At 65.5% G+C, this 12,228-nt stretch carries 13 protein-coding genes, 1 tRNA gene and 1 other RNA gene; 5 read left to right on the top strand and 10 right to left on the bottom strand.

All coding sequences use genetic code 11. The features are described from left to right. Positions 1-108: 108 nt before the first annotated feature. From OG300_RS33290 to OG300_RS33275, 4 genes are all read right to left on the bottom strand, one after another. A complete protein-coding gene (locus OG300_RS33290; protein WP_405487889.1) occupies positions 109-798 on the bottom strand; it encodes a hypothetical protein in 690 nt (229 codons plus the stop codon). A gap of 162 nt (positions 799-960) precedes the next feature. Then, complete coding sequence (locus tag OG300_RS33285; RefSeq protein WP_405498773.1) at positions 961-1,659, bottom strand: hypothetical protein; 699 nt, start codon at positions 1,657-1,659, stop codon at positions 961-963. Between the two features lie 170 nt (positions 1,660-1,829). Then, positions 1,830-2,528, bottom strand: coding sequence for a hypothetical protein (locus tag OG300_RS33280; RefSeq protein ID WP_405487887.1), 699 nt, complete (start codon positions 2,526-2,528; stop codon positions 1,830-1,832). A gap of 125 nt (positions 2,529-2,653) precedes the next feature. Next, complete coding sequence (locus OG300_RS33275) at positions 2,654-3,229, bottom strand: HhH-GPD-type base excision DNA repair protein (protein ID WP_405498772.1); 576 nt, start codon at positions 3,227-3,229, stop codon at positions 2,654-2,656. A 79-nt stretch (positions 3,230-3,308) separates the two neighbouring features. On the opposite strand from OG300_RS33275, the gene OG300_RS33270 reads away from it, so the two are divergent. Continuing rightward, positions 3,309-4,163 carry a methyltransferase domain-containing protein gene (locus OG300_RS33270; protein ID WP_405487885.1) on the top strand — a complete coding sequence of 285 codons (855 nt, stop codon included), beginning with the start codon at positions 3,309-3,311 and terminating at the stop codon, positions 4,161-4,163. Between the two features lie 55 nt (positions 4,164-4,218). On the opposite strand, the gene OG300_RS33265 is transcribed toward OG300_RS33270, so the two are convergent. Together OG300_RS33265 and ffs are read right to left on the bottom strand one after the other, a co-directional pair. After that, positions 4,219-5,514 (bottom strand): aminotransferase class I/II-fold pyridoxal phosphate-dependent enzyme, encoded by a 1,296-nt coding sequence (locus OG300_RS33265; protein ID WP_405487883.1) that lies wholly within the window; start codon positions 5,512-5,514, stop codon positions 4,219-4,221. 144 nt (positions 5,515-5,658) lie between these two features. After that, positions 5,659-5,753, bottom strand: an RNA gene (gene ffs / locus OG300_RS33260) — signal recognition particle sRNA small type. A 99-nt stretch (positions 5,754-5,852) separates the two neighbouring features. Here ffs and OG300_RS33255 point away from each other — a divergent pair. Both OG300_RS33255 and OG300_RS33250 read left to right on the top strand, forming a co-directional pair. Further along, positions 5,853-6,953, top strand: coding sequence for a hypothetical protein (locus tag OG300_RS33255; RefSeq protein WP_405487882.1), 1,101 nt, complete (start codon positions 5,853-5,855; stop codon positions 6,951-6,953). Positions 6,954-7,007: 54 nt separating this feature from the next. Continuing rightward, positions 7,008-7,092 (top strand) — tRNA-Ser (locus OG300_RS33250). A 153-nt stretch (positions 7,093-7,245) separates the two neighbouring features. On the opposite strand, the gene OG300_RS33245 is transcribed toward OG300_RS33250, so the two are convergent. Together OG300_RS33245 and OG300_RS33240 are read right to left on the bottom strand one after the other, a co-directional pair. Then, on the bottom strand, positions 7,246-7,443 hold the full coding sequence (locus tag OG300_RS33245) for a hypothetical protein (RefSeq protein ID WP_405487880.1): 198 nt from the start codon (positions 7,441-7,443) through the stop codon (positions 7,246-7,248). A gap of 322 nt (positions 7,444-7,765) precedes the next feature. Further along, entirely contained in the window at positions 7,766-8,857 is a 1,092-nt protein-coding gene (locus OG300_RS33240; RefSeq protein ID WP_405487878.1) for a DUF1152 domain-containing protein, read from the bottom strand. Between the two features lie 71 nt (positions 8,858-8,928). Here OG300_RS33240 and OG300_RS33235 point away from each other — a divergent pair, with 71 nt between their 5' ends. Beyond that, positions 8,929-9,675: a GntR family transcriptional regulator gene (locus tag OG300_RS33235; protein ID WP_405487876.1), complete on the top strand. Its 747-nt coding sequence runs from the start codon at positions 8,929-8,931 to the stop codon at positions 9,673-9,675. Between the two features lie 418 nt (positions 9,676-10,093). Continuing rightward, positions 10,094-10,426, top strand: a complete 333-nt coding sequence (locus OG300_RS33230) for a hypothetical protein (protein ID WP_405487874.1) — start codon at positions 10,094-10,096, stop codon at positions 10,424-10,426. Positions 10,427-10,678: 252 nt separating this feature from the next. Here the strand turns inward: OG300_RS33230 and OG300_RS33225 are convergent, their stop codons facing one another. Then, the gene (locus OG300_RS33225; protein ID WP_405498880.1) at positions 10,679-10,936 is read right to left on the bottom strand and encodes a hypothetical protein; all 258 of its coding nucleotides are present in this window, start codon (positions 10,934-10,936) and stop codon (positions 10,679-10,681) included. A gap of 234 nt (positions 10,937-11,170) precedes the next feature. Continuing rightward, entirely contained in the window at positions 11,171-12,100 is a 930-nt protein-coding gene (locus OG300_RS33220) for an SDR family NAD(P)-dependent oxidoreductase (protein WP_405487872.1), read from the bottom strand. Between the last annotated feature and the right edge of the window lie 128 nt (positions 12,101-12,228).

Below are 12,228 nucleotides of genomic sequence, written 5' to 3'. Positions count from 1 at the left end.
GGGAACACGAGTTCAGCACACCGTGAAAAAACGGAAGCCCGTCCGGCCCCGAAGCCGGACGGGTTGTCCCGATGAGGTGTCTGAGTTCGTCCCTGAGCTCCTTAGCGCTTACTTCGCGAGATGCGGCTGGTTGATGGTGGCGAAGTACTGGATCGCAGCGGCGATCGCGACCGGAGCCGTGATGAACAGCTGGCCCGCGAGGGTGCCCAGGAAGCCGACGGCGGCAGCGCCACCGATGCAGCCCGCGATCGGACCGGCGCCGAAGAGCGCGGCCAGCGGAGCGGTAGCGACACCCGCGACACCGAAGCCGATGACGCAACCGACGGCCGCGCCGCCGATGCCGCCGACCAGGGTGGCAATGGTGGCACCGGTGGAGATGGTGTCCTTCATGCGGTTCCAGGCAGCCTGCTCACGGTCGTAATCCGTCTTCCAGGGAGCCTGGTCCTCGAACGGCAGCGCGACGGGCTTGTAGGTCGCGTGATCCAGATCGAACTGCGGGGTCAGCGTGGCGCTGTGGTCCGCGATGTTCGCCGCGATCGGGAACTCGAACTCGTCGACGCGGAAGTTCAGCGGAGTGCCTGCCAGCACAGCGCCATTCGCGGCCTTGATCTTGAAAGCGCCGTCCTCGACGACCATGGAACCGGCGTCCGTGTGGACGATGGTGCTGGTCTGGTCGACCGTGGCGGTGTAGTTGATGGATTCGTCGGCCGGAGCCGGGGCGGCGTTGACGGTCGCGGTGGAGATGCCAAGGGCAGCGATCGTCAGCGCCGCGGTCACGGCGAAGTTCTTGAAGCGCATGTGTTGAAAATTCCCTCTGGAGATGAGCAGGTGCGCCCCCAGAGGAATCATTGTCAGGTGTAAACCCCTGGGGACGCACCGATGGAAACCGGGACGATCAAACGCGGAGTGGCACTGGGGTGCCCGAATGATGAACCTTTGCCCATCGCTTGCCGAAATCCCCTATTTACCGGAGATGTGCGGCTCGTTGATGGTCGAGAAGTACTGGATAGCGGCCGCGAGCGCAACCGGAGCGGTCACGAACAACTGACCCGCCAGGGTGCCGAGGAAGCCCACCGCCGCGGCGCCTCCGATGCAGCCCGCGATCGGACCGGCGCCGAAGAGCGCGGCCAGCGGAGCGGTAGCGACACCCGCGACACCGAACCCGATCGCGCAGCCCAGGGCCGCGCCGCCGACACCGCCGACCAGCGTGCCGATGGTGGCGCCGGTGGAAATGGTGTCGCGCAGGCGGTTCCAGGCCGCCTGCTCCCGGTCGAAGTCCGACTTCCAGGGAGCCTGGTCCTCGTAGGGCAGCGCGACCGGCTGGTAGACCGCGTAATCCACGTCGAACCGCGGGGTCAGGGTCGCGCTGCGATCGTCCGCGATATTCGCCACGATCGGGAACTGGAAATCATCCACGCGAAAGTTCAACGGAGTGTTGGCCAGCACGTTGCCATTTGCGGCCTTGATTTCGAACACGCCATTCTCGACAACGAGAGAACCCGCATCCGTATGGATGATCGTGCTCGAATCATTGGTCGTGGCGGTGTAATTGATAGCGCCACTGTCCGGCTTGGCCGGGTCCGCGTGAACGGTCCCGCTGGCCAATACCGAAGCGGCGATCGCGAACGCCGCCGTTCCGGCGAATTTCCTCATCTTCATCTGGACCGACTCCTGCTGCTGCACAAACTGACTGACGGCGGCAAGCATTAAGGAAACCCTCAGGATGGTGGAGGGTAAAAACCAGCTTGATTCGATGAGGACGCACCGGACGACCATTCGCCGGGTGGCCCGCCTCGCGAATTCCCCTACCGGAACAGGTGATTCGCTGGCTACTTGCCACCACTGATGTGCGGCTGGTTGACGGTCGAGAAGTACTGGATCGCGGCCGCGAGCGCGACCGGCGCCGTCACGAACAGCTGGCCCGCGATGGTGCCCAGGAATCCGAATGCCGCGGCGCCGCCGATGCAGCCCGCGATCGGGCCCGCACCGAAGAGCGCGGCCAGCGGAGCGGTCGCGACACCCGCGACACCGAACCCGATGGCGCAACCCAGTGCGGCGCCACCCAGGCCGCCTACCAGCGTTCCGACGGTCGCGCCCATGCCGATCGTGTCCCGCAGACGGCCCCAGGCGGCCTGCTCACGGTCGTAGTCCGACTTCCAGGGGGCCTGGTCCTCGAACGGCAGTGCGACCGGCTTGTAGGTCGCGTGCTGCACATCGAACTGGGGCGTCAGGGTCGCGCTGTGATCCGCGATGTTCGCCACGATCGGGAACTCGAACTCGTCCACGCGAAAGTTCAAGGGGGTGTTGGCCACAATGTTGCCATTGGCGGCCTTGATCTCGAAAACGCCGTTCTCGACGACCAGTGAACCGGCGTCGGTACGGACGATCGTGCTCGTATCGTTGACCGTCGCGCTGTAATTGATTACGCCACTGTCGGACTGAACCGGCTCAGCATGAACGGTGCCGGTGGCCACGCCCAGGACCGCCATCGTCAACGCCGCCGCTCCGGCGAATTTCCTCATCTTCATCTGGGTACTGCTCCCGCTGCCGCACAAAGTAACTGACGACGGTCAGCATTCAGCAACCTCACAGGGAGTTCGAGGGTAAAACCCAGCTTGATTCGATCGCGACAGATCGGACAGATCGGACAGATCTATTTCGCCTTGGCGGCAGCCTTGGCCTGCTTCTTGAATTCCCGGACCTGGGTGAGGGATTCGGCATCGGTCACATCGGCGACCGATCGGCGCGAACCGTCCTCACCGTAAGCGCCCGCCGCCTCACGCCAGCCACTCGCACTCAGCGCGCGCTGTTTGCCCAACAGCGCCAAGAAGATCCGCGCCTTCTGATCACCGAAACCCGGCAGCTGCTTGATCCGCTTCAGCACCTCCTTGCCGTCCGGATCACCGTCGGTCCACAGCCGGGAGGTCTCGCCGTCATAGTGCTCGACTATGAAGCGGGCCAGCTCCTGCACCCGGCGGCCCATGGACCGGCCGTAGCGGTGGATGGCCGGCGGGGTGGCGGCCAGCTCCTCGAACTCCTCCGGATCGGCCGTGGCGATCCGCTGGATGTCGAACCCGCCCATCCGGTCGGCGAGTTTCCACGGACCACGGAACGCGTGCTCCATCGGGAACTGCTGATCCAGCATCATCCCGACCAGCAGCGCGAAATCATCCGTCGACAGCAGTTGGTCGGCATCCGAATCCTGCGCGATACACAGCGTGCGGCTCACCATGTCTCGATCATCCCATCAGGCCCGCGGCGCGGTGACGCGGGTCACGCCGGGCCCGGCGGAACGCTAGGCTCGGGCCATGCCCGACACCATGGCTACTTCTTCAGTAGGAACCGCGCCGCAACCTGGTGCGGGGTCCGGACTGCGCCCGGACCGCTTCGACCGCGACGGCCAGGATCAGCTGGTCGACGTCCAGGATCTGCAAGCCGCACTGCCGGGAATCCGGCGGCTGCGGACCTGGGCCCACGAAGCCCTCGCCGTCCGGCCCGGCGAGCGTGCGGTGGACATCGGCTCCGGCACCGGATCGGAGGTGTTCACCTTCGCCGAGAGCGTCGGCGCCACCGGCACCGCGGTCGGCGTCGAACCCGACCCGAACCTACTGCACGCCGCCGAACGCCGTGCCGCCCAGGCCGAATCCACCGCCACCTTCGTCACCGGCGACGCCTACGGGCTGCCCTTCGGCAACGACACCTTCGACGTCGCCCTGTGCGAACGCGTCTTCGGGCACCTCACCTCCCCCGCCCGCGCGGCCGGCGAGATCGCCCGGGTGCTGCGCCCCGGCGGGCGCGTGGTCGTGATGGACAGCGACTGGGGCACCGCCATCGTGCATCCCGGCGACCGGCACGTGGTGCACGAGGTCGTCGAGACCATGATCGCCCGCACCACCAACCCGTTCGCCGGACGACGGCTGGCCGGACAGCTCACCCAGGCCGGACTGGTCGTCGACAGCATCGGCTCACACGCGCTGGTGCAGGACGGCGGCATCGGCGCGGGCGCACTGGTGGCCCGCATCGCCGATATGGCGGTGGCGCGCAGCGCGATCACCCAGGCACAGCGCGATCAGCTGCTCGCGGACCTGGAAGCGGGTGCCGCCAGCGGCGACATCCACCTGTCGGTGACCATGTTCGCTGTGCTCGCACACAAGCCCGCCTGACAGACGGAGAAGGGCGCGCACCGAATTCGGTGCGCGCCCTTCGTGTTTCCGGAACCTAGCCGGTCAAACTCATCAGCTTCTCCGAAGCCGACAGCAGTACGCAGGTGGCCAGGCCGTCCATCGCCTTCTCCAGCTCACCGATCGACGGGAAGCTCGGGGCGATGCGAATGTTCTTGTCCTCCGGGTCTTTTCCGTACGGGTAGGACGCACCGGCGGGCGTCAGCGCGATACCGGCGTCCTTGGCCAGCGCCACCACCCGGCTCGCGGTGCCCTCCAGCACGTCCAGGCTGATGAAGTAGCCGCCCTTGGGCTCGGTCCAGGACGCCACCTTCGACGCGCCCAGCCGGTCCTCCAGGATCCGCAGCACCAGTTGGAATTTCGGCTCCAGCAGGGCGCGGTGCTTCTGCATGTGCGTGCGCACGCCCTCGGCGTCACCGAAGAAGCGCAGGTGCCGCAGCTGGTTCACCTTGTCCGGGCCGATTGTCTTGCGGCCCAGGTGCTTCAGGTACCACTCCAGGTTGGCGGTGGACGCGCCGAAGAAGCTCACGCCCGACCCCGCGAAGGTGATCTTCGAGGTGGAGGCCAGCACCAGCGGGCGGTTCGGGTTGCCTGCGGCGGCGGCCAGGCCCAGCACGTCCAGCACCGGCTCGGCGGTGTCGGCCAGCGGGTGCACCGCGTACGCGTTGTCCCAGATGATGCGGAAGTCGGGAGCCGCGGTCGGCATCGAAACCAGTTCGCGGGTAACGGCTTCGGAGAAGGTGATGCCGGTCGGGTTGGAATAGTTCGGCACCGCCCACAGACCCTTGATGGCCGGATCGGCGGCCACCAGCTCGGCGATCAGGTGGGTGTCCGGGCCGTCGCCCTTCATCGGGATCGGGATCATCTCGAAACCGAGCGATTCGGTGATCGCGAAATGCCGGTCGTAACCCGGCACCGGACAAAGGAACTTGAGCACCGGCTCGGCCGCCCAGCGCTGCTGCGAATCCACCGTGCCGTGCAGCATCGCGAACACCAGCAGGTCGTGCATGATCTCCAGGCTGGCGTTGTTGCCCGCCACCAGGTTCGACACCGGAATCCCGAGCAGCTCACCGAAGATGGCGCGCAGTTCCGGCAGGCCGTGCAGGCCACCGTAATTGCGGACATCGGTGCCGTTGGCGTCACGGTAGTCGCCGGCGCCCGGCAGCTCGAGGAGTCCCTGCGAGAGATCCAGCTGCTCGGGCGATGGCTTACCCCTCGTAATGTCCAGCGTCAGCTTCTCGGTCTTGAGCTTCGCGTAGTTCGCGGTCTGCGTCTCGTGTTCCGTCACGAGTTCCGCATGGCTCATCAAACCGAATTGCGTCTGCCGAGGCATCTGACAGCCTTTCCAAGGGCGAGGGTGTTATGTCGAGGGTGCCGTGGACCACGCACCCGGGTGCGTGTCGTGGACCCAGCCGCCCACGTTACTAGGACGACTCGCCCGATCGGGAGGGTATATACGACTCCGCACCCCGAAAATGAAAGGGGACCCAGCGCACCCGGCAGAGCCCGTTGACCCTTGCTGCCTTCCGGCCCTGGGGGAGTTCACAGGATGCGCGCCGCGCTGGATCCGTCGGCCAGTGTAGCGGCTCACCGCGACCCGCGCCGCCCGGGGTCGTTACGATGCCTGCGATATCGCGGAGGCATGCGCGCCATACCGGAGGGGACAAGGCGATGACGAGTTCGGATCCAGGATCGGGAACACCACACGACCCGGCCAAAGCCCAGGAAACCGCCCAGTGGTGGGCCACCGCGCCCGCAGGAGGCGAACCGGGACAACCCGTCCAGGGCCCCGATCCGACCATGCTGAACTACGCGGGCGCGAACATTCCGCCGTATACGCCTCCCGCACAGCAGATTCCGCCGCAGCAGCCCTCCGGCGGCTACCCGCAGCAGCCCTCCGGCGGTTATCCGCAGCCGCCGTCCGGCGGTTATCCACAGGTCCCCTCGGCGGGCTATCAACAGGTGCCCTCCGGTGGTTATCCCCAGGCGCCGTCGGGTGGTTATCCCCAGGTGCCCACCGGCTATCAGCAGGCCGACTACCAGCAGCCCTACGGCGCTCCCGTCGCCCCCGGCTACGGCTACCCGACCCCGCAACCGCCGCGCTCCAACAAGACCGGCTGGATCATCGGCGGCGCGATCGGCCTGGTGGTGATCGTCGGCGCCATCATCGGCGTGGTCGCCCTCACCGGCGGCGACAACCCCGTGAACCCGCTCGGCGACACCAAGAAGAACGCCGGGAAATACACCATGGACGGTGTCACCAACGGCTGCAACGTGATCGACACCTCGGTGCTGAGCAAATGGGTCGCCACCCCCAAGGGCACCCCCACCCACACCGAAACCAAGCCCGCCGACTACATCGGCGGCCGCTTCGAATGCCAGGCCAGCAACGAACAGGCCAGCAGCGCCGACAAATACACCACCAACCAGGCCGACCTCACCCTCGACGTCTCCTTCCTCAGCGGCTCCAGCACCTACGCCAAGCCCGAGTTCGACACCTGGAAGGTCGTCGACACCGGCACCACCGGCAGCGGTCGCACCGCGGGCGACGTCCCAGGCATCGGCGAGTCCGGCTACTGGTCCGCCAAGGTCGACGACTACACCTACTTCACCACCACCGACTACACCGTCGCCGTCAAGGACGACAACGCCTCGGTGAAGGTCAACATCCGCCTCCGCATGGCCAAGGGCCAGGACGTCAGCAAGGACGACATCGCCCAGGTCTGCAAGGACCAAGCCCGCAAAGCCCTCACCAACCTCAAGAAGAAATAGCCCCCCACCACCCAGTTTGCTACCACCAGGGGTACACCCGGTATATTGCTCCACGGAGGATTCGCCTAGTGGCCTATGGCGCTCGCCTGGAACGCGGGTTGGGTTAACGCCCTCAGGGGTTCAAATCCCCTATCCTCCGCTCCCGAAGGCCCCGTCCCGGAAATTTCCGGACGGGGCCTTCGACGTATCCGGCCCACAGCGGCCCGAATCTCACAGCAGCAGAACACCACCGGCACGTGAGCTATGTCATGATGCGATGCCCACCACTCGGCGCAACTCATTGCCCGGTCGGTCACCCTCCGGCCGCCGTCAGCCACTCCCTCAACTGCTCGTCGCTGGACAGCTCGACGAACTGCACGAAGTCGGCGTTGCCACGGTGATCGACGGCCGCATGCAAATGGTCTTGCCAATCAGCGGCGTACTCGCGCATCGCGTCGATCAGCGCCGCGACCGCGGTGTCCAATTCAGGCGCCTCCACGGCGAGCGGCAACCCTGGAAGGTACGCACCCCACTGCCCGTTCTCCCGAACAACCTGAGCCTCATGCGAACGGATCGTGTGAGACAACAGCTCCCGCAGCCGACCAACCTCCACGCCTCAACCCCTTCCAGTGCACCCATATGTAGACCACGCGAACGAGCTCGCCCCATCGGAGGCGCAAGTCGCGGATCAAGACGTCGAATTGCGGTGCGTCGGGCCCTTCCGGGACCGCCCGACAATCCGCTCTGTGGCTGGCGCTATGCCCCGAAAGCGCCAGCCGCCGAACATGATTCGCTATTTGCTCGGCAGAGGTGCAGGCGAACCCCACGTCTGACTATGAGGCACTGTCCACGGTGTACAGCGGCGGGCGGAAGTTGTCGGGGCGGTGATGAGCGAGCAACTCGCGTAACGCCTCCGTGGCAGCCGGGTCGGTCGCGGAGACGAGTTCCGCGACCCGGCGAATGGTCAGTGCGTTGATGCCTTCGGCCGCAGCGTGGATGACGTACTCGTCCACGAAGTCCAGGGTCTCCAGTGACGGGGTACGGGCCTGGGCTCGGTCGCCGGACCTCGTGCGTTCGATGTCGAGTTCGCTTCGGCCATTGCGTCGGTCGCGCAACAGCCGCTCTGCCTGTTCGAAGCTCGTCGCTCCGAGGAGGACCGACGCCAGCGATGAGTCGACCAATCTCCGTGCGCTGACCTCGTAGATATTCGCGGCGTTGTCTGTGAGTGTCACGGCCGAGTTCCGTTGCGTCTGTACCGTTCCGCGCCACCCGGCAGCTGCTGCCGACAGCAGAGCGTTGGCTTCTGATGGATGCCATGACCAGATGCTGTTGAACGGCAAGGCATCTCGCGGTCTCAGTACTGCGGCCTGACGAGCCTCAAGCCGGTCGAGTCGAGAATGCACCTCAGCCGGAGACAACTCGCCGTCGAGACCGGGGCCCGCCACGAAGGCACGCACGGGAATCCCCGACTGTACGGCGGCGGCGAGGCTGAGAGAATCCGCGAGAGGTGTTCGCAACCCAGGCTCATGGCCTTCACCGAGAATGTCGCCGCCGACATCGATGACGATCAGTTCACTCGCATCGAACACTGCCGCCGCACAGCACATCTGCTCAGCCAACCCAGCAGCGCCTTCTGCCGCGTCCAGAAGCAGCAGGGGCTGGCGGATGGAGTCGGCCAACCGGGGCAGCGTCGACTGCCCGATCAGCAGTGCGGCCGTGCCAGGGATCTCGGCGACTCCACCACGATCTATCAACCCGTCGAAGTCTGCGCGCACACGTGGGCCTGGTGCCGGGTCGATCATGAATCGGTCCCACGAATAGCTCATGATCGCGACAACACCCAACTCCGGCATCGCGGCGGCAAGCATGGCGGCACTTACCGCATCTCCTCCGCCACCGGCGGCAATCGCTATCGCAGCGGGCACACTATCCCCTGCCGTCTGTTCGTGATTCGCAAATTGGCTAGTGGCCTATGGTAGTCGCTGGAGGTGGAAGCGTGCCCGAGATCGAAGAGGTACTGCCGAAGTACCTGCAAATCGCTGGTCATCTACGGGATCAGATCGTTCGAGGAGATCTGACACCTGGTGAAGAGGTCCCATCCGAACGGGCGCTGGCCGCAGCCTGGCGGGTTGCACGCCCGACCGCAAGCAAAGCGTTGCAAGCGCTACGACGCCAGGGACTCGTCGAATCACGCCAGGGCTCAGGCACATACGTGCGGGAGCCACACGCGGCACCGCAGGCTCGGGAACGCCTCGAACGGGCCGCAGCACTGGGCACCATGTACTCGGCGTCCGAGCATGTCGACTTTCCATTTGTGGGCATCGTTGACGGTCCTGGCTATGTGACAGACGCACTCGGCCTGGCCAGCGGCAACCGAGTGATCCAGCGCCAGCGGATCATCAGCAGTGAAACGAGCGGTCTCGTCGAGTTTTCCACGTCGTGGTTCGATGCCGCGCTGGCCGATGCCGCCCCGCGCCTGCTGGTTGGCGAGCGGGTAGGCGGCGGCACTTTGAGCTACCTCGCCACCGATGCGGGGATTCGCGCGACATACGCCCGCGATCAAGCTTGCGCTCGACTCGCTTCGGCTGAGGAACGCGCCGCGTTGAAGCTCTCGGATCCAGCCCCGGTACTGGTGAACTGGCTCATCGCCTACGACTCGGCGGACATCGCGGTCGAGTTCGACGAGGCCGTCTACCCTCCGGAACGTTGGTCGTTCAAACAGGAATATCGCATCGACCTCTAGCCTCCCGGCCGGAGTCGACCGAAAGAATTCCGCCATCCGGTGACTGGCATAGTCCAGCATCCAAATAAGTGGCATAGTCCACTTAGGTCAGATGCCGAGCCTCTTGCGGCGGACAGGCACTCGACCTACCGATCCGGGCGAGCGAAGGACATCACATGTCGTCGTTGACCGAACTCGAGGCGAAAGTACTGGGCGCCCTGTCGATCCTGGAGCCGTTGCAGTCGTCCACGGCGAGGCAGCTGTGCGGCGAGGCCAAACGAAGCGTCGAGTCGACGAGACGTGCCCTACGCACACTGCTGCACAAGGGATTTGCCACCAACGGGTCCCAGCGCCCGTCGAATTGGCGAGCAACGAAACATGGCCGCCGTGTCATGAGGACGCCTGCGCTACAGGAGTATGCGCGGAGAGGCGAGAAGTGATGACGCGGCCGATCGCGGTCGGATACCTGCGGCGCGATATCTCTGGCGTCCGTCAACAGTGGGACGAGTACCGACTGCGCGGACTTGCCGCACGCTTCGGCTACAACCTCACGAAGATCATCGTGTTCGGCCGCAACGGCCTACAGCCGAAGCTGCTGGAAGCGATCGCGACTGCCGAGGCCGAAGCTGTATTCGTCCCGAGTGCAACGCATTTCGATGACGGTGAAGTTCCCACACGACTTGTCCAGATCATCGATGTGATCACCGTAGACACCGAGGAAACCCACGCACGGTGGTCGAACGGCGCAGTCGACCCGATCGAACGGATGTGATCCCGATGCGCCCATAGCGTGAATAGCACTGCTCTCGCTCCGGCATGGACCGGCCCAGCTTCCGGAGCTACTGAACATCCGTTCGACGGCTGGTGCCATGTCCCGAAAGCACCAGTCGCCGAACATGATTCGCTATCTGACGGCTGCGGAGCTCACTTCAGGGACCGTGGGCAGGCAATCTACTGCACGCTCCTCGGCTCCGCCCTCACCCTCGCCTCCGCCTCCGCCGGCGGCCCGATGCTCAGAAGACAGTCAATTCTGTAGGGGGGTTCCAGGTTTCGAATCGTCGGCTATCGGGTCGAGTACGACTATCGGCACTGTGCGCCCGGCCGCGCGTGCCGGTGCGATCAGGAACAGGTAGGTGCCGCCGGTGCGTAGCAGGACCCGGCGCAGTAGTGCGCGGGCCTCGGCGCCTTCGGTGATGCGAGCGTTCATGGTGCGGGTGCGGCCGTCGGCTCGGACCTGGACGAGCGGGTTCGCCGTGATAGGCCGGTTGGCGCTTGCCGCCACCGTAGGAAGCCAGTAGGACGAACGACTCGCCGAGCATCAGGAAGCACGGCATGAGAACGGTTCTGGGTAGTCCGGTCTTGCGACCGGTGGTCGTCAACTCCACCATCCGTATGTGCCACAGGCGAAGACGGCCTGCGGTCAGCTCGAACAACGGCTGAAAACTCATGTTGAGCAATCGGGCGCCGCGCCAGTGCAGTGTCCTCCGCGATCGCGCGTCGCGATGGGCGGACGGGTTCAACTGCGGGCGCGCTCGCGCGCGAAGTCGATGAGCCGCTGCGGGATTCGATCCGATACCGCGGCGAAGACGCGCTCCACGTGTTCGGGAGCCAGCAGGGCGGCGCCACCGCGCAGCAGACCCGGGGAAAGGCGGTGCAATCCGAACATCAGCCAGGACTCGGGCCGCACCGGGACCACTCCCCAATTGTGGCGGGCCGCACGCACAATGCCGCGCGCGATGTAGTCCGGCGAGGTGAGCAGCGGACCGTACTTCTCCGCGAAGGCACCTGCGACCTGCTGGAGTTCACTCTTACTGTCCTCGGCCATGCCATCGAGGGAAGAGACCAGCTGCCCGTTGGACAGTAGGCCGGTTCCGCCGACCGCACCCGGGCAAATCACCGTGACCCCAACACCTTTCGGCGCGAGCTCGCTGCGCAGGCATTCACTGAACATCCGCACCGCGGCCTTGGAAACACAGTACGAGGGCACCAGCGCCACGGGAATGTAGGCCAACCCCGACGAGATATTCACGATCTGCCCGCTGCCGCGCTCGGCCATCAGCGCAGCGAAGGCACGGCAGCCGTTCACGACGCCGCCCAGATTCACCTCCAGCTGACGGTCCCAATCCGCTTTGGAGTGCTCGAGGAATCCACCCGCGATACCGAACCCGGCGTTGTTGATGAGGATGTCGGGCAGTCCGTGATCACGGACCACGTCGCGGGCGAGGCTGCTCCAGGCGTCATCGTCGGTGACGTCGAGAACGTAGACCTCCGCGCGCCCGCCCCGGACTCGGATCAGCTCGGCGGTGTCCTGGGCAGTGCCGCCGTTGATGTCGGTGACGATGACTCGGGCGCCCATCCCCGCGTAGCGCAGGGCGGTAGCGCGGCCGATGCCGCTGCCCGCGCCGGTGATCACCACAGATTCGGGGTTGGGTGCGCCTTGAAACACGCTCGGCTCCTTTGCCAAAGTCCCACACGAGACCACTGTGTTACACAGCCAGTCTGTCTCAGACAGTAGCAGTTGCCGGTTCGGAATCCAACCCTCACCGCCACGCGACTCGGGTCCATTTCCGGAAG

Source organism: Nocardia sp. NBC_00511 (assembly GCF_045161165.1).
Lineage (GTDB): Bacteria > Actinomycetota > Actinomycetes > Mycobacteriales > Mycobacteriaceae > Nocardia.
Note: the sequence above shows the minus strand (reverse complement) of the source record. Positions and strands in the feature narration are given on the sequence as shown.